The organism is Pseudalkalibacillus berkeleyi, from assembly GCF_021608225.1.
In the GTDB taxonomy this organism is placed as follows: Bacteria; Bacillota; Bacilli; order Bacillales; family Fictibacillaceae; genus Pseudalkalibacillus; species Pseudalkalibacillus berkeleyi.
On sequence record NZ_JAKIJS010000005.1, the window covers coordinates 1 to 22,111 of the forward strand.

The following is a 22,111-nucleotide window of genomic DNA, read 5'->3' on the forward strand; positions in this document are numbered from 1 at the left end:
GAACAAGGAGGTCGAGGAAACAAAGGAGTGACGACCGGAGCGTATGATATACGCGAGGACGGCACGACTGTAGATGACAAAGAGATCCGCCGTTCATCGTAAACCGAAGCCGACCACGGAAGTTAAGCTCGCGCGTCAATGGTAATTGGGGGCTTCCCCCTGTGAGAGTAGAACGTCGCCGGGCACTATCGAGAGTAGTCGAAAGACTGCTCTTTTTTGTGTTTGAAAGGAATTAAAGTCCGTAAGGACTTAAAACAACAAAGCATGTAGTAAAAATTCACCAAATTCCCCAAGTGGGAGCAAATGTTCCACAAGTAGGAGCGAAAGTTCCTCAAGCGAGAGTGTAAGTTCCCTAAGAGAGAGCAAAAGTTCCACAAGTATGGACGAAGTTGTATGAAACACTCGTATTAGGAAAGATTTTTGGCACAAAAATCATCTATATATGAAATAGGTTGCGCAATGAGTGCTCGGTAGAGAGAAAATCATTCTACGGAGCACTCATACGGAGCACTCATAAGAAAGTTTTCGACTACTTTTTAGTTAGTAAAATTCTAAAAAGGAAGATTTTTGAACCAAAAATCGTCTTTATGATTTTTAAACATCAACTTCAACATCGAAGCTGAGTGTTTGTTTTTGCTTGGTTTTTTATTCATGTTATATTTAATCAAAATGGAGGGGATATCATTGGAAAAGTTTCGTTTTGATTCGAAAGCAGTTCATTTTAACAAAAAGCTTAAGTCAGAATCGACTAGTAAGGCACAGCCAATCTATCAAACTTCAGCGTTTAAATTTTCTAATTTAGATGAATTAGAGGGTTATTTTGAAGGAAAGTCCCCTCATATGTATTCAAGGGTTAGTAATCCAAATACGGACGATCTCGGAACAGGTGTAGCTCAACTGGAAGGTGCTCCTAAGGGTGTTGCGACGTCGTCAGGGATTTCGGCAATTTTAGCAGGCATTCTTGCAGTCGCTGAGCATGGAGATCACATAGTGGCATGCGAAGACCTTTACGGTGGTACATATCAATTACTCGCTAAAGAATTACCTACCTTTGGAATCGAAGTTTCGTTTGTCTCTTTTGAATCAAAAGACAGTATTCGTTCTGCAATAAAAGACAATACAGTCTTGCTGTATTCTGAATCAATAACAAATCCTTTTTTACGAGTGGAAAACTTATCTACGATTGTGGCGTTAGGTAAAGAATATAATATTAAGACGATGATTGATAATACATTTGCAACACCGTATCTCATGCAGCCATATTTAGATGGAATCAATATTGTGGCGCATAGTGCGACAAAGTATATAGGCGGACACTCGGATATCACAGCAGGGGTTATTGTTGGTGATCAAGTCTTGATCGAAAAAGCGAAGAAGAAGGTCATGAATTTAGGCAGCAACTTGAGCCCATTTGAAGCTTGGTTAACGTGTAGAGGACTGAAAACTTTGAGTGTACGGATGGAAAAACATATTCAAAATGCTCAGAGGTTGGCTAGCTATTTATCAGAGCATGAGGGAATCAAAAAAGTGTATTATCCTGAGCACGCTTCAGAAAAAGGGAATGGTGCAATTGTATCCATTCTGTTAGGTGAAGACATTAATCCAAATACTTTTAGCGAGAAGTTAGATTGGATCGGTGTGGTTCCAACACTAGCTGGTGTCGAGACGACAATTTCTTATCCTATTGGTACATCTCATCGTGCGTTACCCAAATCTGAACAAGAACGGATGGGGATTACGAAGAGTTTAATCCGAATTTCAGTAGGAATTGAGGATTATAAAGATATAGAAGAAGCGTTTCAAGTAGCATTATCATAGAGCAGAGTGCTGCCATTTTGGTAGCACTTTCCTGTATTAGAAAAAGAATATAAGAAAACACTTGCATGTCCTATATCAACATGGTATATTAGTAATTGTCCGATTGAAACAGGACAAAACATAACGGACAGCAACAACGTCCAATTATTATCGGCGCGGGGTGGAGCAAGGAGCATAAGCTTCTAGTGAAATCACGTCGACTTGTCCTGACGCAACTAGCTTCGATAGCATGAACTAGTAGAGGAAAGGACGACAAACGGAATAAACATCATCCGTACACTTTATTATCGGCGCGGGGTGGAGCAGTCTGGTAGCTCGTCGGGCTCATAACCCGAAGGTCATAGGTTCAAATCCTATCCCCGCAACCAATTTAAAACTTACTACGTCGACTTACATCGTAGCTAGTTTTAGACTGTAGTACCTTTAGGTGCAACCAATTTAAGTTCATTGCACGACGTTGAAATGACAGCTTGCTCAATGAACATCTGGAGTACCCGAAGGGGTGCAACCAATTTAAAACTTACTACGTCGATTAAACTTACATAATACATACTTTGGACCCGTGGTGTAGGGGTTAACATGCCTGCCTGTCACGCAGGAGATCGCCGGTTCGAATCCGGTCGGGTCCGCCATTTTACATGAAACATAGGTTTCGTGTTTTTTTGTGTTTAAAAAGGTTAATTGCATGCTTATTCGACGGTAAGGCTCACCTTCACCCAGTTTTACATAATGTCAAAATATATCGAAAAGACCCTTCATTTGGGTCTTTTTTTCTATCTATGATCTCCTCCAAATGAATCATAAAAAGCGATCACTCCAATTCCTCCATGCTAGTCATTTTCCTTTTGTCATTTCATCTCATTTTGCACCTAAAACAGGACTTTCAAAAAAATTTTAATAGGGTTAAAACATTGTAGGCAATATCATGTAAGCGTTTACGAATAAACAGAGAAGTCAAAATTGTCAAAAAATAAGGTTGACTGTTTCAAAAAACGGGAGTAACATAGTCCGCAACTTAAAAATTTGACGGTTTTAAACACCTGTCATTGACCAATTATAGACCATTATTTCTTGATGAAGGGAGCGATCGACATGAGCGAACAATGGATTTACCTTAACGGCCGCTATGTAAATAAAAATGAGGCGGTTGTATCTGTGTATGATCATGGATTTCTATACGGAGATGGGGTGTTCGAAGGGATTAGAATGTATGACGGCAATGTATTCCGCTTGCAAGAACATGTTGATCGCTTATACGATTCTGCGAAATCAATCATGCTAGAGATTCCGTATAGTAAAGATGAACTAACGGAAATTGTTGCTGAAACTTTGAGGCGGAATGAACTTGATGATGCTTACGTCCGTGTCGTCGTATCGAGAGGCGTTGGAAACCTTGGATTAGATCCAACTCATTGTAAAGAACCCCAAGTCATCGTGATTGCAGAACAACTCGCACTGTTTCCTGAACAGCTTTATGAAACGGGTGTGGAAATTGCAACGGTCGCAAGTCGAAGGAACAGAGCGGATGTATTATCTCCGAAAGTGAAATCATTGAACTACTTGAATAATATTTTAGTGAAAATTGAAGCCAACTTAGCGGGCGTTAGTGAAGCGTTGATGCTAAATGACCAAGGCTATGTGGCGGAAGGATCTGCTGACAACGTGTTTATTATCAAAGGTGGCGTCATTAAAACTCCACCAGGATATGTTGGGGCACTTGAAGGTGTTACTCGGAATGCAATTATGGAAATTGCACAGTTACGAGGCTTTGAAATGCGTGAAGAAGTATTTACAAGACATGATGTTTTTACGGCAGATGAAGTTTTCTTAACAGGAACGGCCGCTGAAGTCATTGGTGTCGTGAAAGTGGATGGTCGTCAAATCGGTGATGGCAGTCCAGGAAAAATTACGAAGCAGCTATTAGAATCATTCAGACAAACGGTAACGGAAGATGGACACAAAATCTATACTCGAAAAGAAGTTCAAGCAGGGTAAATAGTTGGGGTGATGAGATGCGTAGTGACATGATCAAAGTAGGAATTGACCGTGCACCCCATCGGAGTTTACTGCGAGCGACGGGTGTAAAGACGAAAGATATTGAAAAGCCATTTATCGGTGTATGTAACTCATATATCGATATTATTCCGGGTCATATGCACTTAAATAAGTTTGCAGAAGTTGTAAAAGAAGCGATTCGAGAAGCTGGTGGCATTCCATTTGAGTTCAACACGATCGGTGTCGATGATGGCATTGCCATGGGTCACATCGGCATGAGGTACTCTCTACCCAGCAGGGAAGTCATTGCGGATGCAGCAGAAACGGTCATCAATGCACACTGGTTTGATGGGGTCTTCTTCATACCGAATTGTGACAAAATCACACCAGGTATGCTAATGGCAGCAGCAAGAACGAATGTCCCGAGTGTATTTGTTTCCGGTGGTCCTATGGAAGGCGGTAAATCAAAAGACGGTGCACCTTTATCACTCGTATCCGTATTTGAGGGTGTAGGCAAACACCAATCAGGAACGATGAGCTCAGAGGAACTTCTTGATATCGAGCAAAATGCTTGTCCAACATGTGGTTCATGCTCTGGTATGTTTACAGCAAATTCGATGAATTCGCTTATGGAAATGGTTGGACTAGCTTTACCAGGTAACGGAACGATTGTCGCGACTTCCCAAAAGCGTCATGAGCTGATTCGACAAGCTGCACACAACCTCGTCGATATGATTAAGAAGGATATCAAGCCAAGGGACATCGTGACGAAGGATGCCATTGATGATGCATTTGCTCTAGATATGGCGATGGGTGGCTCAACGAACACTGTTCTTCATACGCTTGCAATTGCGAACGAGGCAGAGATTGACTACGATTTTAACCGAATCAATGAAATTGCTGAAAGGACGCCTTACTTAGCTAAAATTAGTCCAGCGTCAGATTACACGATGGATGATGTTGAGAAAGCTGGTGGCATTAGTGCAATTATCAATGAGCTTTGTCAAATTGATGGATTGATTAACAAAGATCGGATCACCGTCTCAGGGACGTCCCTGGCTGATCGGGTAAAGGACTATCCAATTAAAAATGAACAAGTGATCCGGAAGAAGGACAATCCGTATAGTAAGGTTGGTGGATTATCGGTGTTGAATGGCAACATCGCACCGGACGGCGGTGTCATTAAAGTTGGTGCAGTGGATCCTTCGATCAAAACGTTCATGGGAAGAGCGATATGCTTTGACACCCAGGATGAAGCCCAACAAGGTATTGATGATGGCACTGTACAAAAAGGAGATGTCGTTGTCATCCGATATGAAGGCCCGAAAGGTGGACCTGGGATGCCAGAAATGCTCGCGCCAACCGCAGCGATTGCAGGTCGTGGATTAGATAAAGACGTCGCCCTCATTACGGATGGACGTTTTTCGGGGGCATCACGAGGAATATCCGTCGGACACATTTCACCAGAAGCAGCTGAAGGTGGACCGATCGCTTTAGTTGAAAATGGAGATTCAATTTTTATTGACCTAGAAAATAGAACGATTAACCTGATGGTTTCAGAAGAAGAATTAACCGAGCGGAGACAAAAGTTTGTTCAGCCTGAACCGAAAATTAAGAAAGGCTATCTCGCTCGATATGCAAAGCTAGTTACATCAGCAAGTACAGGTGGCATTTTAAAAGTTTGATAAGGATAAAACGTTGACGAGGGAAAAGTGGATGGAAGACGTATTTACAGAGAGCCGGTCATGCTGGAAGCCGGTAATACATCCATTCGTGACATCTCCTCTGAGTACCACATTGAACGCTTGTTGCTAGTAAATGAGGTCAGGTGATTCTTTTAGAAACACCTGTTATCAAAAAAGTGTAGTCTTGAGATTTTGCTGGACTCGCCGAGATAGTGTCTGTGAAGATGCTATGAACAAAGGTGGTACCATGAAAAGGAATTGAGCCTTTTCATCCTTTACGAAACGAAACCGTGTCGTAGTGGGTGGAAAGGCTTTTTGTATTGTTTTAAAGCTTTCAAAAGTAAAGTTGATGGAAGGCCGACGATGTAATGTCTAGTTCCAGCGCACAGTCTCTCGGATCACTTCAGACCTCTTGCGGCGGCGACAGGCTCCTCAAAGGTCTTCCAGTGACCTTCGTGACTACCATTGCGCTTACACTTTTCGAATAAAGGGAGGAGATCAAAATGAAGGCTAATGTGAAGGCAGAACCTCAAGAGCAGCGGTTAACTGGTGCCGAGACTCTTATTCATGCCTTGAAGCAAGAAGATGTTGATGTCGTTTTCGGTTACCCGGGAGGAGCAGTACTCCCGATTTATGACGCACTGTACCGTAATCCGATCAAGCACGTACTGGCAAGACATGAACAAGGCGCGATCCATTCTGCTGAAGGGTACGCAAGAATTTCTGGAAAGCCAGGGGTTGTTATTGCCACATCGGGACCAGGGGCTACTAATCTTGTGACAGGGATTACGGATGCGATGATGGATTCATTGCCACTCGTTATATTCACGGGCCAGGTCGCTTCTGGTGTGATCGGAACAGATGCTTTTCAAGAGGCGGATGTAACCGGCGTAACGATGCCGATTACGAAGCATAATTATCAGGTTCGTGATTTGAAAGACCTTCCGAGAATTGTAAAAGAAGCGTTTCATATTGCAAAGACGGGTAGACCAGGACCGGTACTGGTCGATATTCCGAAGGATGTTTCTGCATCGGTTTCAGACGTCAGTTTTGATTGTCCCGTCCATCTACCTGGTTTTCAACCGACGAAAAGACCGAACCTCCTACAAATCAAGAAGCTGAACGAAGCAATCGAGACCGCAAAGAAACCGGTCATTTTAGCCGGCGCAGGTGTGCTACACGCCAAAGGATCTGAACAACTAAGAGCGGTAGCTGAAGCGAAGCATATTCCGGTCGTTCATACTTTGCTCGGATTGGGTGCCTTCCCAGCTGAACATCCTCTATTCCTCGGAATGGGCGGCATGCATGGCTGTTACGCCGCAAACATGGCGTTGTATGAGAGTGATTTATTAATTAGCGTCGGTGCAAGGTTCGATGACAGACTTACAGGCAATTTGAAAACTTTCGCACCAGAAGCGACGGTTGCCCATATCGATATTGATCCTGCTGAAATTGGTAAGAATGTCGCAACACAAATTCCGATTGTCGCTGATGCGAAGGAAGCGATGCTGAGCCTTTTAGATGAACAAGGAACACCAGCGTTAAGTGAAGATTGGCTCCAGCATTTGGACGGATATAAGCTTGAATATCCGTACTGGAATAAAGAGGTTAAACAAGTCATTTCTCCACAACAATTAATGAAAGACATTCACTTGATTACGCAAGGTGAAGCAATTGTGACGACAGATGTCGGTCAGCATCAAATGTGGGCAGCACAGTATTATACATTCAACGAGCCACATAAATGGGTGACTTCAGGAGGACTTGGGACGATGGGATTCGGGTTTCCAGCCGCAATTGGAGCTCAAATCGCAGAGCCAGACAAGAAAGTCATCAGTATCGTTGGAGACGGCGGATTCCAAATGACGTCCGAAGAGATGATCCTTTTAAAAGAAATGAACCTTCCCGTAAAAGTGGTTATCGTCAATAACGGTGCAATGGGGATGGTAAGGCAATGGCAGGAGGCTTTTTACGAAAAGCGCTATTCACAGTCCGTATTCATGACACAACCTGATTTCGTCAAACTTGCTGAATGTTACGGAGTGAGAGGCTATCAAGCTTCTAATATAGACGAAGCAAGGGCGTTATTATCTGAAGTGCTCCATGATGATGAGCCTGTCTTAATCGACTGTAGAGTTTGTCCAGAGGAAAACGTATTCCCAATGGTCGCTCCAGGAACAGGACTTCACGAAATGATCGGGGTGAGACCGTGAAACGAAGAATCGTAACGGCAACGGTTTTAAACCAAAGTGGAGTTCTGAATCGCGTAACGTGTCTTTTTACGAAGCGTCATTTCAATATTGAAAGCATTACCGTCGGGCATACCGAAACAGAAGGTATTTCTAAAATGACCTTCGTCGTCTCCGTGGAGGATGATCGACAGATTGAGCAGTTGTTGAAGCAACTCAACAAGCAGATTGATGTTCTCAAAGTTTCAGATATTACGAATCAAGCGATTGTCGCAAGGGAGCTAGCGCTCATTAAAGTCCTTGCGAACGGACAGACGCGAGCCGAAATCAACGGAATCGTCGAGCCATTCAGGGCACTAATTATAGATTTATCAAGGGATACCCTGATCGTTCAAGTGACCGGTGATACGGAAAAAATTGAAGCGATTATTGAGCTTTTGAAGCCTTATGGCATTAAAGAACTATCGAGGACAGGCGTTACCGCATTCGCACGCGGATCTCAGAAATCAGTAACCGATATTAAGCAATACACACTACTCAAATAGAAAGGATGAATGGAAATGGTCAAAGTCTATTATAACGATGATGTGAAGGGTGAGGTATTACAAGGTAGGAAAGTAGCGGTGGTCGGCTATGGCTCACAAGGTCATGCACACGCACAAAATTTACGAGACAGCGGCCATGAGGTAGTAGTAGGACTTCGAAAAGGAAAGTCATGGGACCAAGCCGTGAGTGACGGTTTTTCGGTAAAAACGGTTCGTGAAGCTAGTGAAGAAGCGGATGTCGTGATGGTCCTCTTGCCAGATGAGTGGCAACCGACTGTATATAAGAATGAAATCGAACCAGGGCTGACACCTGGAAAAGCATTAGCGTTCGCACATGGATTTAACGTCCATTTCCATCAAGTCGTACCACCAAAGGATGTCGATGTGTTCCTCGTAGCACCGAAAGGACCTGGACATCTCGTGCGCCGGACGTTCGAAAGTGGTGCAGGCGTTCCCGCATTATTCGGCGTCCTTCAAAATGTAACAGGTGAAGCTGACAATCTAGCATTAGCATATGCGAAAGGAATCGGAGCTGGACGAGCAGGGATTTTAGAAACGACATTTCAAGAGGAAACCGAAACGGATTTATTCGGTGAACAAGCCGTCCTTTGCGGAGGACTCACCTCTCTTGTAAAAGCTGGATTTGAAACATTAACTGAAGCAGGATATCAACCCGAAGTCGCCTATTTCGAATGTTTACACGAGCTTAAGCTGATCGTAGATCTCATGTATGAAGGTGGCATTGAAGGCATGAGATATTCCGTTTCTGATACAGCTCAATGGGGAGATTTCGTTTCAGGACCACGCGTCGTAAACGAAGAAACAAAAGCGAGAATGAAAGAGGTATTAGAAGACATTCAATCTGGTAAGTTCGCAAAAGGATGGATTCTTGAGAATCAGACGAATCGTCCGGAATACAATGCGACAAACAAACGCGAACAAGATCACCAAATCGAAGTCGTCGGTAGAAAGTTACGAGAATTGATGCCGTTCATCAAAAAGGACGAAAAAAAGGAAGTGGTGTTCAGTGGCAAAGATTGATGTCTTCGATACGACGCTAAGAGACGGTGAACAATCGGCTGGCGTGAACTTGAACCTTTTAGAAAAAATGGAAATCGCCTATCAGTTGGAGCGGCTAAATGTTGATATTATCGAAGCGGGTTTTCCGGCAGCATCCAATGGAGATTTACAATCGGTCAAACGCATTGCGGAAGCGGTAAAAGGGAGTTCGGTTACCGGGCTCTCAAGAGCAAATCAAAATGACATTGATGCTGCATGGGAAGCGTTGAAAGGATCTGTTGAACCGCGGATTCATATCTTTCTAGCAACATCACCGATCCATATGACGTACAAGTTGAAAATGACGACCGATCAAGTACTTGAAACAGCAGTTGAATCGGTAAAATACGCAAGCGAAAAGTTCACGCACGTCCAATGGTCAGCAGAGGATGCTTGCAGGTCCGACAAGCACTTTTTAGTGAAAATCATTAAGGAAGTGATTGACGCAGGTGCGACCGTCATCAATCTACCTGATACGGTCGGCTATATGTCACCAGAAGAGTACGGCGCGTTGTTTCGCTTCATTAAGGAAAATGTACCGAACATCAACCGCGTAAAGCTGTCTGCGCATTGTCATAATGACTTAGGCATGGCGACATCGAACACACTCAAAGCGATTGAAAATGGCGCAGATCAAGTGGAAGGAACGATCAATGCAATCGGTGAAAGAGCTGGTAACACAGGTCTTGAGGAAATCGCGGTCGCGCTTCATATTCGTGAAGACATATACAGAGCAAAAACGGGCTTGAAGCTAGATGAGCTGAAGCGAACGAGCAACCTCGTTAGCAAGTTGACAGGTATGAGCGTACCTGGAAACAAAGCTGTTGTCGGAAATAATGCATTTGCACACGAATCTGGCATTCATCAAGACGGTGTGTTGAAGGAAAAAACAACATACGAGATCATCAGTCCGGAATTGATCGGTGTACAAACGAACCGACTTGTTCTCGGTAAACACTCCGGTCGACACGCTTTTAGGATGAGGGTCAAAGAAATGGGATTCGAACTGACCGATCAGAAGTTGAACGATGCGTTTAAAATGTTCAAAGACTTAGCGGATAAGAAAAAGGAAATTTCAGATGAGGATTTATTCGCGATTCTAATGGAAAAACAAACCGAAGCGGATGGCACACCGATTTATGAGTTAAAGAGTTTACAAGTCCAATATGGCATGGATAACATTCCAACCGCCACAATCGCTGTCGTTAATCCCGAAGGCGTCTACCAGCAGGAAGCGGCAACGGGTTTTGGTAGTGTCGAAGCGATCTACAATACGATTGAAAAACTAGTAGAAGATTCAGTAGTGTTACTGGATTACAAGATTCACTCTGTCGGCGGAGGAAGAGATGCGCTGGCTGAAGTGTACGTCCAAGTGACGTATAACGACCATCAATCGAGTGGAAGAGGCACAGCACAGGACGTATTAGAAGCTTCAGCTCGCGCATACCTAGATGCAGTCAACCGAGTAAGAAGCGTCCATCACCGAGAAAAGCAAAAAGTGACAGTTTAAGATAACAGACTTTTATTAAATGGAGGGATTATGATGAAAAAGCAAGTGGCAGTACTACCTGGAGATGGAATTGGACAAGAAGTGTTAAACGGTGCGCTCGATGTATTAAAAGCTGTCGAAGACCAATATGGACATGAATTCGAGATTGTCCAAGGAAAAATTGGTGGTGCTGCAATTGATCATCATGGCACACCTCTACCAAGGGAAACGCTAGATCTTTGTAAACAAAGTGACGCGGTATTGCTTGGCGCTGTCGGAGGACCGAAGTGGGAAGACAATCCCGTAGATCTCCGGCCAGAAAAAGGATTACTTGGACTTCGCAAGGAGCTTGGCCTGTTTGCGAACTTTCGCCCCGTCAAGACATTTGAATCACTTCAAGATGCTTCACCTATGAAACCGAGCGTCGTTAAAGATGTCGATTTCGTTATCGTACGAGAGCTGACAAGTGGACTTTATTTTGGTGAACCTCGTGAAAGAAGAGGCAAAAATCGTGAGATAGCTGTCGACACGCTTCAGTACGAAAAGAAAGAAATTGAAAAAGTCGTGCATAAAGCATTTCAACTGGCGTCCGAAAGGCGCAAGAAATTGACTTCAGTCGATAAAGCGAACGTGCTTGAATCGAGCAGAATGTGGCGTGAAGTCGTAAATGAAGTCGCAACCGAGTATCCAACTGTTGAGGTTGAGCATTTACTTGTAGATGCTGCAGCGATGAAGCTTGTTTATCAACCGAAGCAGTTTGACGTAATCGTAACCGAGAATATGTTCGGAGACATCTTGAGTGATGAGGCTTCCATGCTGACAGGGTCCCTCGGCATGTTGCCTTCAGCTAGTTTGAGAGAGGATACTTTCGGTGTCTACGAGCCCGTTCACGGTTCTGCTCCAGACATTGCTGGCAGGAACCTAGCCAATCCACTAGGTATGATTCAATCGGTTGCGATGATGCTGAGACATTCCTTTGGATTGCATGAGGAAGCGGAAATGATCGACCAAGCAATTAATGAGGTTCTGAAGGCTGGTTACCGTACAGGCGATTTAAGCGGTCATGAAAAAATCCATCCAGTAGTGAAAACCGATGAGATGAGCGATTTCGTCGTAGAACATTTTACGCCAAATTATGCAATTTCGGGTATTTTAGCCGCCTATATGTAAGGGAATGAATGAACAGACACACGTTGTGGAGGAGTCGAAATTGAAGCCAAAGAATATCATTGAAAAACTGTGGGATGAACACGTTGTTTATAAAGAAGAGGGTAAACCAGATCTTTTGTATATCGATCTCCACCTCGTTCATGAAGTAACGTCACCTCAAGCCTTCGAAGGTCTCAGAATGAAGGGCCGGACAGTCAGGAGACCGGAATTGACCTTTGCGACGATGGATCACAATGTCCCGACGATCCACCGAGATGTGATTAAGGACGAAGTGTCGAAAACACAAATGACTAGGCTGAAGGAAAATTGCGAGCAATTCAGGATCGAGCTTGCTGACATTCATCACCCTGATCAAGGTATCGTTCATGTTATCGGGCCTGAGCTTGGCTTGACCCAACCAGGCAAGACCATTGTTTGCGGTGACAGTCACACCTCTACTCACGGTGCATTTGGAGCACTTGCGTTTGGCATCGGTACGAGTGAAGTAGAACATGTGTTGGCGACCCAAACGCTATGGCAGGCGAAACCGAAAACGTTGCAAATTAAAGTAGAAGGAGAGCTCGGTTTTGGCGTGACTGCGAAGGATCTCATTTTAGGTATCATCGCTAAATTCGGCGTTAGCGTAGGGTCTGGTCATGTCATCGAATTCACAGGTGAAGCGATTCGTAACCTGTCGATGGAGGAGCGGATGACCGTCTGCAACATGTCGATTGAGGCAGGTGCGAAAGCGGGCATCATCAGCCCTGACGAAGTTACATTCGATTATTTGAAGGGGAAGCGACATGTACCTGATGGCGTTGCATTTGATCAGATTTTAGCTAAGTGGCAATCGTACGCTTCTGATGCAGGTGCGACCTATGATCAATCGCTCACGATAAAGGGTGCGGAGATTGAACCTCAAGTGACTTGGGGTACGAATCCGTCAATGGGGGTAGGGATCCATGACAGGATCCCTCGACCAGAAGATTTTAACGAAGAGACGAAGCAGTTGGCTACTCAACGAGCACTCACTTATATGGACTTAGAAGGTGGAAAGGCGATCAACGAAGTCCCGATCGATTATGTATTTATCGGTTCATGTACGAATTCAAGGCTTAGTGATTTAAGGTCAGCAGCAGAAGTTGTCAAAGGCAGGAAAGTGAATCCTGATGTCACCGCCCTAATAGTACCGGGCTCACAACTCGTAAAAGCGCAAGCTGAGCAAGAGGGGTTGGATGATGTTTTTCTAAAAGCAGGCTTTGAATGGCGCGAATCCGGGTGTAGCATGTGTCTCGCGATGAATGATGACATCGTACCACCAGGTAAACGGTGTGCGTCTACATCGAACCGTAATTTCGAAGGTAGACAAGGGAACGATGCAAGAACACACCTCGTGAGCCCGACGATGGCAGCAGCGGCAGCTATTACAGGCTATTTTACAGATGTACGTGAAATGATGGCAGTTCCACATTAAAGGAAGTGAGTGAGTTGACAGGAATTAACGAAGTAAAAGGTAAAATCTTCCCGCTAGATCGGGATCATGTGGATACAGATCAGATTATACCGAAACAGTTCTTGAAGAAAATCGATCGGCAAGGCTTTGGTCAATTCCTCTTCTATCATTGGAGGTACCATTCGGATGGATCTGTAAAAGAAGATTTTCCGTTGAACGATCCGCAATACGAAGGCGCATCTATACTAGTGGGTGGTGAGAATTTCGGTTGTGGATCCTCACGTGAACACGCACCGTGGGCTTTACAAGATTACGGTTTTCAAGTCATCATCGCGCCAAGTTTTGCTGACATTTTTTATAACAACTGTTTGAAGAACGGTATGTTACCAGTTGAGTTGAATGCTCAGGATGTTCGTAGGTTAATGGATCACGCAGATGAGCTTACAGTCGATTTAGAGCAACAAACGGTAAGCGACAAGAATGGGTTTCAAGCACAATTTGAAATCGATGCGTATTGGAAAGAGATGCTCTTGAATGGCTGGGATGAAATATCGATTACGCTCTCGTATGAGAACCAAATCGAACAATATGAAATATTACGACAGGAGTGAAGTGTGTTGGGAATTTACTAAACAGGACGGACGTTGTCGAAGCAGCGGGAAATATCATGAATGCTGTCCATCGAACACCGTTGAAACAGTCACATACGTTGAATCAACTAACGAACCGGCAAGTGTTTTTAAAGTTAGAAAACATGCAAAGGACAGGCTCTTTCAAATTAAGAGGCGCATTGAATAAAATCTGCTCATTAACGGATGAAGAAGCTGATCGAGGAATTGTTTGTGCATCCGCTGGCAATCATGCGCAAGGTGTAGCGCTCGCTGCATCTGAACGAGGTATTTCGGCAAAAATCTTCATGCCGAATAAAACACCACGTGCGAAAGTGGAAGCGACACGATCGTATGGAGCGGACATTCAATTGATTGGCGAGACGTATCAAGAGTCGTTTACAGCTGCAAGTGAAGAAATGCTAGCGAAAGGATCCACATTCGTCCATGCTTTTGATGATGAAAAGGTGATGGCTGGACAAGGGACCGTCGCTTTAGAAATGATGCAGCAATGTCCAGACTTAGATACAATTGTTGTTCCTGTCGGAGGAGGCGGATTGATTTCAGGCGTGGCGGTTGCAGCGAAAAGCTTCCACCCTCACATAAAAGTGGTCGGAGTACAATCTGCCGGAGCGCCTGCGACCTACAATCATTTTACAGGGAAAAATAAAGGGAACCTGAATCATGTCGCGAGCATTGCAGATGGGATTCTAGTGAAAAAGCCGGGGAAAAGAACGTACCCGATCATCGAGCAATATGTAGACGATATGGTGACGGTTAGTGATGAAGAAATTGCCTATACCATTCTGTTCATGCTGGAAAGGGAGAAGACACTTGTCGAAGGGGCAGGCGCAACCGCTATTGCATCACTACTTTGCAACAAAGTCGAAATCGGGCAACGTATCGGCTGTATCGTCAGCGGTGGAAACGTCGATCTAAGTAAAATTGAGCTGTATCGGTCTTTAAGCAAGCGATACACAGAGGAACAGCGCCTCACTTCAATGTCGTGAACCGTTCAATCATCGGATTATGATTTTATATTGAAATAAGATAAAATAATGTAAGAAAAACCTTAGGATTGAATCCTAAGGTTTTTGATTGTCTGAATGTGATGAAGTTGGTGGGCTCATTTTGTAGTAGGAAGGTACCGAGTTCCACAAGTTGAGGGGAAAGTTCCACAAGAGGAGCAGGAAGTTCCACAAGAGGAGCAGGAAGTTCCACGAGTTGAGAGGAAATTTCCCCGAGTGAAAGGAAAAGTTCCACAAGTAAGAGCGAAGAATTATGACTGTTCGTATAAGGAAAGATTTTTGTGTCAAAAATCATCTTTATATGTAGTAAGATGTTACCGAGTTCCACAAGAGGAGCAGAAACTTCCACAAGTTGCGCGAAAATCAGTTAAATCAATAGGGGGTGTCTTTTAAATGAAGGATGAATTCGAATTTATCAATCGTATTAAACCGAATAAGACTCATCAACCGACGCTTATTGAAGGAATCGGTGATGATGCGGCGCTCATTCGTCCAGAATCAGGATATGACGATATTTTATGTGTGGATACGATGGTCGAAAACATTCATTTCAATCGTAAAACGATGACCCCTTATCAGATCGGTTATAAAGCACTTGCTGTGAACATGAGCGACATTGCCGCGATGGGCGGACAGCCGAAGTTTTATCTAGTATCGATTGCGATACCTAATGGCTGGACTGAGACTGAGCTCGATGACATTTACCGCGGGATGTCAGAACTCGCGGAGTCTTATGAGATGGACTTGATTGGCGGAGATACCGTTTCGACGAGCGGTCCACTCACGATATCCGTCACAGCACACGGGCGAGTGAAACAAGACAGGAAGCTTTTACGAAGAAATGCGAAGCCTGGTGACGTACTGTTCTTAACAGGTCCAGTTGGTTTATCAGCCGCGGGCTTGAGTATACTGTTAGAAGAAGCGCACAGCGACAAGCCAATTGAAGAGCTAACGAAAGCTCACCAACTACCAACACCACAAGTAAAAGCTGGGTTGCTTCTATCTGAAAGTGGGTATAGAATTGCCTTAAACGATGTGAGTGACGGACTTGCAAGTGAAGCGCACGAAATTGCTGAGGCAAGTCAGGTTCATATCGTCATTGCCGAAGACAAGCTTCCCACTATTGAAGCACTCTCATTTTTCGACAAAAAGAATGTACTTGATTGGATGCTAAATGGCGGAGAGGATTTTCAATTAATCGGTACGGTATCTGCAGAGCATTGGATTTCACTTAGCAATTTATTCGAAAAGAATGGTCAAACGATCCATCAAATTGGAACCGTTTCTGAAGGACCATCGAAAGTGAGTCTGAATAGCAAAAATGGGCTTATGCCGATTGATAAAAAAGGATACAATCATTTCACGTGAAATGGTAAAGGTGATAGAAAATGAATGCTTATAAATTGATATTAAAAAGTCCAGAAGAAACGATGGAGGCGGCCGAACAGCTTGGTGAGCTTCTACAGCCCAGAGACTTAATTACTTTAGAAGGTGATTTAGGCGCAGGGAAAACGACGTTTACGAAAGGACTTGCTAAAGGATTACATATAAAAAGAGTCGTCAAAAGTCCGACTTTCACGATTATTCGCGAATATCAAGGACGGCTACCGTTATATCATATGGACGTTTATCGTCTAGAGGACAGCCAAGAAGACCTTGGATTTGATGAGTACTTTGAAGGGGAAGGCGTGACGGTCGTCGAATGGGCGCATATTATAGAAGATTTCTTGCCCTCTGAACGGCTCGACATTACGATTCGTCGTCTGAATGATGATGAGCGTGAGCTGACTTTAGAGCCGAAGGGTGAACGTTTCAAAAGGTTATGTGAGGAGTATAGATATGAAAGCACTGGCAATTGATACATCGAATCTTGTCATGGGCGTTTCCGTTATCGTAGACGACCGGATCGTAGGGGAATTGACGACAAATATGAAGAAAAACCATTCTGTCCGTCTCATGCCAGCGATTGAAAATCTTTTACAAGAAGTCGATGTAAAGCCGAACGAATTAGATAAAATCATAGTAGCAAAAGGACCTGGTTCCTATACAGGGGTGCGGATCGGTGTTTCTGTTGCGAAAACGATGGCTTGGTCGTTGAACATCCCGGTTACAGGCGTATCGAGTCTTGAAGTCGTTGCTCGTAACGGCAAATATTTTGACGGGCTCGTATGTCCTTTGTTTGATGGCAGACGTGGTCAGATTTATACAGGTTTGTACGGAAATATCGACGGGGTCTTCCAGATGGTCCAAGAAGAACGAATTATTCAATTGACCGATTGGATTGATATTTTGAAAGAAGACGCCAAGCGTGTCTTGTTTTTAGGAAATGATCTTCCTCTTCATCAGGAAAAAATCGTGGAACTGATGGGAGATAAAGCGATATTTGGTCAAATTGCAGACCACAATCCGCGATCGTCTGAACTGGCTGCACTCGGGGTTAGCCGGGAGAATGAGGATCCCCATGCTTTTACACCAAGCTACTTACAATTAGCTGAAGCAGAAGCAAAGTGGATCGCTAATCAAAAAAAGTAGGTGCCTTACATGGTGGAAAACTTAACGTTTCGAGTCATGACGTTAGCTGATATTGATGATGTAATGAAAATTGAAGAAGCTTCGTTCCCTAATCCTTGGAGTAGGATTGCTTTTCATAATGAAATTGAAAATAACCAATTTGCGACTTACTTGATTCTAGAAGTAGACGATCAACCTGTCGGATATTGCGGAATTTGGGTCATTATCGATGAAGCGCATATTACCAACATCGCAATTATTCCGACGTATCGAGGGAAAAAATATGGAGATGCGCTCATGAAGAAGTCGATCGAACAAGCAAAGAGCATGGGAGCAAAGACAATGACGCTTGAAGTCCGACTTAGCAATGAAGTCGCACAGAAATTATACCGTAAATATGGATTTGAAAATGGCGGAATTCGCAGAAATTATTATACTGATAATGGTGAAGATGCATTAGTAATGTGGGTGAATTTGTAATGAAAACAGATGAAATCATACTTGGGATTGAAACGAGTTGCGACGAGACGGCAGCATCTATCGTAAAAAATGGAACTGAACTGCTTTCGAATGTCGTAGCCTCTCAAATAGAAAGTCATAAACGATTCGGTGGTGTGGTACCGGAAATTGCATCACGCCATCACGTTGAACAAATTACAATTGTCATAGAAGAAGCGATGAAAGAAGCAGGGGTTGAATTTGAAGATTTGAGCGCTATTGCAGTGACGGAAGGACCAGGGCTTGTCGGCGCTTTATTAATTGGGGTTAATTCCGCCAAAGCACTCGCACTCGCTCATGGTATACCGCTTGTAGCAGTGCACCATATCGCAGGTCACATTTATGCCAATAGGTTGATGGAGCCGATGGAATTTCCAATGCTCGCTTTAGTCGTATCGGGTGGACATACGGAGCTCGTATATATGGAGGAGCACGGTTCATTTGAAATTATCGGAGAAACGAGAGATGACGCAGCTGGTGAAGCATATGATAAAGTCGCGCGTACGTTGAAGCTTCCTTACCCAGGTGGTCCTCATATCGATCAACTCGCTCAAGAAGGAACAGCGACGATCGACTTACCACGCGCATGGTTAGAGCCTGATTCGTACGATTTCAGCTTCAGTGGCTTGAAATCAGCAGTCATCAATACACTTCATAATGCTACACAACGTGGTGTAGAAATTAGCCCGAACGATTTAGCGGCAAGCTTCCAAGAAAGTGTAATCGATGTTTTAGTAGAAAAAGCACATCGCGCGGCCGTAGCCTATGACGTGAAGCAAATCGTAGTAGCTGGTGGGGTTGCTGCCAATAAAGGATTGCGAGCGAGATTAAGAGAACGGTTTGAAGAAACGGACATCAAGTTGTCGATCCCGCCATTATGGTTATGTACAGATAACGCAGCGATGATCGCCGCAGCTGGATCAATTGAATACAACAAAGGAAAGCGTGCCGACATGAAACTGAACGGCAATCCAGGGCTTGATCTGGAGGCTTTCTAAGCCTAACACCTTAAAGTGGATATTCTTTAAGGTGTTATTCAAATTTGGTAAGGTCTATAGAGGAATGAATGAGGAAACTTTGAAAGGTGAGGATATGATGAAAGCTGTACAAGTTAAAGGGTACGGAGATGTAGATCAATTAGAAATTGTAGAAAAGCCGATACCAGAGCCTAAGAGCAATGAAGTCCTTATACAAGTAAAGGCTTGCGCAATTAATAACACGGAGATTTGGATGAGAGAAGGCGCTTACGGTACTGAAGGGAAATCCGGATGGCGACCAGAAGGCGTTCAGTTTCCGAGGATTCCTGGGTCTGATATTACAGGAAAAGTTGTAAAAGTAGGAAGTCAAGTCAATGAAAGCATGATGGGCAGGGATGTGGTACTGTTCCCATTTACATCAAGTGGCGAAGAGGGGCTCGAGCATATTTCTGAAGATATGTCCTTCATAGGATCGGAATATGACGGCGGATATGCTGAGTATGTCGTCTGGCCTGCTGACCTTTGTTATCCAATGCCTCTTTCTAACTATATTGAAAGCGCCGTTTTCTCTGTTAGCGGTATGACCGCATGGCATATGGTTGAGCAAATCCAAGCGAAGCCTAATGAAACGATAATGGTGACTGGCGCAAACGGTGGTGTGGGGTCTTTGAACGTTCAAATTGCCTCCAAAGTATTTGGTGCGAAAGTCATTGCAATCGTTGGAGACTTAGCTTTAGAAACGAAAATGAAAGAACTAGGAGCGAGTCATGTACTGTCTTATAAGTCGGAAAGCCTTGCTGATGAAATAATAGAGGTGAACGGAGGACCGATCGATTCTGTATTAGATGTCGTTGGGGATGCTTTATTTGCAACCTCCCTACAAGTGTTGAAAAAGGGCGGTAAATTCTGCACTTCTGGATCTGCAGGAGGGCAGAAAACGGAACTCGATTTTCGCACGATGTACTTAAAACACATTACCTTATATGGGTCCGTTTTAGGAACAAGGTCAGAATTTAAACGGATGCTTGATGCAATTTCAGAGGGTAAAATAAAACCAGTCATCGATCGTACTTTTCCCCTAGAACAAGCAAGAGAAGCTCAAACTTACTTCAAAAATGCAGGAAAACTAGGAAAAATCGTCTTACTCACGGAAGAGTAAGTTTTGAAATCAACCACCTCAAATGCCCGATAACAGGATTACTTCAGGGATGCAAACAAATAAATATCAAAGCGAAACGCACTGGATTTCACAATGAAATTCACAGTGCGTTTTTGTTGTACCTAAATAAAAGATGTATTCTCACCCCTTCACAAAGGTAGAAGAAATTATTGAACGGCCGTGAATTGTGTATGAGGTTTCAATAAAAGTTTACTAGAAAAATATGTTAAAATTGAGGTGTAAATTATTGAAAATTCTTTACTCAACAAAAGGTCAGTTTTCTGGAATAAGAGGTTTATTTAAAATACTTCAAATTTGTTTTGTTATTATGAGGAAATTTTAAACTGAAGAAAGTAATTTGAGTACTATTATTTAATTTGAGAAAGGAATATTAGACGTCACATACAATATAGAGCAAAAAATTTGAGAATACCAAATATCAATTATTTCGAATATAGGAGGCAATAATGATTGGAGGAGCAAAGATATATTATCATAGAATGAAAAAAGGACTAACTCAAAATGAGTTATCTAATGGGATTTGCTCAATTTCATATCTAAGTAAAATTGAAAATGATAGCATTCAGTCTAATCCAGAAACATTAAAATTATTATGTAAGCGATTAGATATAAATTTTGAAGATAATCAAAATTTAAATTCGGAACTTAAAAAACAATTATTAGATGTTTATACCCTTATTAAACAACGTGAGATTATACAAATAAAAAATAAAATGGAAGAAATTAAATTAAAAGTTAAAGATGTTGAAGATCCAACTATCAATTCTTTATATAAGTTAATCAATGCAAGATATTATTTGTTAGTAAAAGATTATAAGAAAGCAAAGCATTATTTAGAAAAAGTTGAAAATCTAACAAAATTTTTTTCAGATGAGTTAAAATATTTTTTTAATAGTTTTTCTGGACTATATTGTTATTTAAGTGGGGATTATAAATCTTCGTTACGCTTTTATCAAGAGGCTAAGCAAATAAGCCAAGCAATGCATAGGTATGAACCAGAGTTTATCTATCAGCTATCAATTTTATATAGTAAACTTGGGCGTAATACTAAGTCGATTATTACAGCCTATGAAGCTTTGGCAGCTTTTGATAAAAATGCTAATTATGAAAGAAGTGTTGATTGTCATATTCTTTTAGGAATTGGCTACAACCGTATAGGGGATGACCAGTCTGCTGAACTTTATTTATCAAAAGCATTAAAGGCATCCAGATATTTACCTAATAACGATTACATACAATCCATAGCTTATCATAATTTGGGGTTGGTAAATTCAAATAGAGGAAAAAGCATTGAAGCAATAATAAATTACAAAAAAAGCATCGAGAACAATTTACATATACAAACAACTTATATGTTGGCAAAAGAGTACTATATTATAGAAAATCATACTCAATCATATAACTGGCTTAATAAAGGTTTATCTTATGTTGAAAATATAGAAGATAGTTATTCGTTTAAACTCTGGATTCTTAAATATGAAATCGACAAGAATGAATCTTCTAAAGAGTATCAAGAGTTATTAACTAAGGCTGTAAGCTATTTTGAAGAAAAAGAGGATTATTTAAATTTAAGAGAGTGTTATGAAAAACTGGGGCACTACTACTCTGAGAAATTTATGTACAAGAATTCAAGTATATATTATTTAAAGGCAAATAACCTAAAATTATTTTCTTAGATGGTAACATATAAAATTTGTGATTTTAGAGAGTGACTTCATAGAAATAAAACAGTTTATATGAATATGTACAGAACCTTTCATTTAGAGTATAAAGATTATCTAAATGAAGGGTTTTTTATATTGAATTTTGTTGAGAAATATCTTTGCAAATAAGTTAATAAGTCGTATAAAAATTCAGTATTTTATCAATACAAATGAACTAATTAGTAGGATACTATAAAAATATAAATAGTTAGAATTATGAAAAA

Annotated in this window: 18 protein-coding genes and 2 tRNA genes; all 20 read left to right on the forward strand. The window is 42.4% G+C overall.

Going from position 1 to position 22,111, the window contains the following annotated elements:
- Nucleotides 1-684 precede the first annotated feature (684 nt).
- Nucleotides 685-1,818 (forward strand): trans-sulfuration enzyme family protein, encoded by a 1,134-nt coding sequence (locus tag L2716_RS17460; RefSeq protein ID WP_236338711.1) that lies wholly within the window; start codon nt 685-687, stop codon nt 1,816-1,818.
- A 291-nt stretch (nt 1,819-2,109) separates the two neighbouring features.
- A tRNA-Met gene (locus L2716_RS17465) sits at nt 2,110-2,186 on the forward strand.
- A gap of 188 nt (nt 2,187-2,374) precedes the next feature.
- Nucleotides 2,375-2,450: transfer RNA gene (locus L2716_RS17470), tRNA-Asp, on the forward strand.
- Between the two features lie 460 nt (nt 2,451-2,910).
- Nucleotides 2,911-3,813, forward strand: coding sequence for a branched-chain-amino-acid transaminase (gene ilvE, locus L2716_RS17475; protein WP_236338713.1), 903 nt, complete (start codon nt 2,911-2,913; stop codon nt 3,811-3,813).
- A gap of 17 nt (nt 3,814-3,830) precedes the next feature.
- Entirely contained in the window at nt 3,831-5,498 is a 1,668-nt protein-coding gene (gene ilvD, locus L2716_RS17480; RefSeq protein WP_236338715.1) for a dihydroxy-acid dehydratase, read from the forward strand.
- Between the two features lie 503 nt (nt 5,499-6,001).
- A complete protein-coding gene (ilvB, locus tag L2716_RS17485) occupies nt 6,002-7,711 on the forward strand; it encodes an acetolactate synthase large subunit (protein ID WP_236338717.1) in 1,710 nt (569 codons plus the stop codon).
- Nucleotides 7,708-8,232, forward strand: a complete 525-nt coding sequence (gene ilvN, locus L2716_RS17490; protein WP_236338729.1) for an acetolactate synthase small subunit — start codon at nt 7,708-7,710, stop codon at nt 8,230-8,232. Before ilvB ends, ilvN begins: the two co-directional genes overlap by 4 nt.
- 15 nt (nt 8,233-8,247) lie before the next feature.
- Nucleotides 8,248-9,273: a ketol-acid reductoisomerase gene (gene ilvC / locus L2716_RS17495; protein ID WP_236338739.1), complete on the forward strand. Its 1,026-nt coding sequence runs from the start codon at nt 8,248-8,250 to the stop codon at nt 9,271-9,273.
- Nucleotides 9,260-10,801 (forward strand): 2-isopropylmalate synthase, encoded by a 1,542-nt coding sequence (locus L2716_RS17500; RefSeq protein ID WP_236338741.1) that lies wholly within the window; start codon nt 9,260-9,262, stop codon nt 10,799-10,801. Before ilvC ends, L2716_RS17500 begins: the two co-directional genes overlap by 14 nt.
- Nucleotides 10,802-10,834: 33 nt before the next feature.
- Nucleotides 10,835-11,950: a 3-isopropylmalate dehydrogenase gene (gene leuB / locus L2716_RS17505; RefSeq protein ID WP_236338742.1), complete on the forward strand. Its 1,116-nt coding sequence runs from the start codon at nt 10,835-10,837 to the stop codon at nt 11,948-11,950.
- A 40-nt stretch (nt 11,951-11,990) separates the two neighbouring features.
- The gene (gene leuC / locus L2716_RS17510; RefSeq protein WP_236338744.1) at nt 11,991-13,403 is read left to right on the forward strand and encodes a 3-isopropylmalate dehydratase large subunit; all 1,413 of its coding nucleotides are present in this window, start codon (nt 11,991-11,993) and stop codon (nt 13,401-13,403) included.
- 14 nt (nt 13,404-13,417) lie between these two features.
- Complete coding sequence (gene leuD / locus L2716_RS17515) at nt 13,418-13,993, forward strand: 3-isopropylmalate dehydratase small subunit (RefSeq protein WP_236338753.1); 576 nt, start codon at nt 13,418-13,420, stop codon at nt 13,991-13,993.
- A gap of 56 nt (nt 13,994-14,049) precedes the next feature.
- Complete coding sequence (ilvA, locus tag L2716_RS17520; protein WP_236338757.1) at nt 14,050-15,000, forward strand: threonine ammonia-lyase; 951 nt, start codon at nt 14,050-14,052, stop codon at nt 14,998-15,000.
- A 411-nt stretch (nt 15,001-15,411) separates the two neighbouring features.
- Nucleotides 15,412-16,386, forward strand: a complete 975-nt coding sequence (gene thiL, locus L2716_RS17525; protein ID WP_236338759.1) for a thiamine-phosphate kinase — start codon at nt 15,412-15,414, stop codon at nt 16,384-16,386.
- A gap of 20 nt (nt 16,387-16,406) precedes the next feature.
- Nucleotides 16,407-16,877 carry a tRNA (adenosine(37)-N6)-threonylcarbamoyltransferase complex ATPase subunit type 1 TsaE gene (gene tsaE / locus L2716_RS17530; protein ID WP_236338770.1) on the forward strand — a complete coding sequence of 157 codons (471 nt, stop codon included), beginning with the start codon at nt 16,407-16,409 and terminating at the stop codon, nt 16,875-16,877.
- A complete protein-coding gene (tsaB, locus tag L2716_RS17535) occupies nt 16,858-17,550 on the forward strand; it encodes a tRNA (adenosine(37)-N6)-threonylcarbamoyltransferase complex dimerization subunit type 1 TsaB (RefSeq protein ID WP_236338773.1) in 693 nt (230 codons plus the stop codon). The genes tsaE and tsaB overlap by 20 nt, the downstream gene beginning before the upstream one ends.
- Nucleotides 17,551-17,559: 9 nt before the next feature.
- On the forward strand, nt 17,560-18,009 hold the full coding sequence (gene rimI / locus L2716_RS17540; protein ID WP_236338775.1) for a ribosomal protein S18-alanine N-acetyltransferase: 450 nt from the start codon (nt 17,560-17,562) through the stop codon (nt 18,007-18,009).
- Entirely contained in the window at nt 18,009-19,025 is a 1,017-nt protein-coding gene (gene tsaD / locus L2716_RS17545; RefSeq protein ID WP_236338786.1) for a tRNA (adenosine(37)-N6)-threonylcarbamoyltransferase complex transferase subunit TsaD, read from the forward strand. The genes rimI and tsaD overlap by 1 nt, the downstream gene beginning before the upstream one ends.
- Before the next feature lie 97 nt (nt 19,026-19,122).
- Entirely contained in the window at nt 19,123-20,163 is a 1,041-nt protein-coding gene (locus L2716_RS17550) for a zinc-binding dehydrogenase (protein WP_236338789.1), read from the forward strand.
- 467 nt (nt 20,164-20,630) lie between these two features.
- Nucleotides 20,631-21,860 carry a helix-turn-helix domain-containing protein gene (locus L2716_RS17555; protein ID WP_236338791.1) on the forward strand — a complete coding sequence of 410 codons (1,230 nt, stop codon included), beginning with the start codon at nt 20,631-20,633 and terminating at the stop codon, nt 21,858-21,860.
- Nucleotides 21,861-22,111 lie beyond the last annotated feature (251 nt).

Bases quoted from the DNA above. Each gene is read 5' to 3' on its own strand.
- ilvA (WP_236338757.1), top strand. From the start codon at position 14,050: ATGAATGCTGTCCATCGAACACCGTTGAAACAGTCACATACGTTGAAT.
- leuB (WP_236338742.1), top strand. From the start codon at position 10,835: ATGAAAAAGCAAGTGGCAGTACTACCTGGAGATGGAATTGGACAAGAA.
- tsaD (WP_236338786.1), top strand. From the start codon at position 18,009: ATGAAAACAGATGAAATCATACTTGGGATTGAAACGAGTTGCGACGAG.
- tsaE (WP_236338770.1), top strand. From the start codon at position 16,407: ATGAATGCTTATAAATTGATATTAAAAAGTCCAGAAGAAACGATGGAG.
- thiL (WP_236338759.1), top strand. From the start codon at position 15,412: ATGAAGGATGAATTCGAATTTATCAATCGTATTAAACCGAATAAGACT.
- L2716_RS17550 (WP_236338789.1), top strand. From the start codon at position 19,123: ATGAAAGCTGTACAAGTTAAAGGGTACGGAGATGTAGATCAATTAGAA.
- L2716_RS17555 (WP_236338791.1), top strand. From the start codon at position 20,631: ATGATTGGAGGAGCAAAGATATATTATCATAGAATGAAAAAAGGACTA.
- tsaB (WP_236338773.1), top strand. From the start codon at position 16,858: ATGAAAGCACTGGCAATTGATACATCGAATCTTGTCATGGGCGTTTCC.
- ilvB (WP_236338717.1), top strand. From the start codon at position 6,002: ATGAAGGCTAATGTGAAGGCAGAACCTCAAGAGCAGCGGTTAACTGGT.
- rimI (WP_236338775.1), top strand. From the start codon at position 17,560: ATGGTGGAAAACTTAACGTTTCGAGTCATGACGTTAGCTGATATTGAT.
- ilvC (WP_236338739.1), top strand. From the start codon at position 8,248: ATGGTCAAAGTCTATTATAACGATGATGTGAAGGGTGAGGTATTACAA.
- ilvD (WP_236338715.1), top strand. From the start codon at position 3,831: ATGCGTAGTGACATGATCAAAGTAGGAATTGACCGTGCACCCCATCGG.
- ilvE (WP_236338713.1), top strand. From the start codon at position 2,911: ATGAGCGAACAATGGATTTACCTTAACGGCCGCTATGTAAATAAAAAT.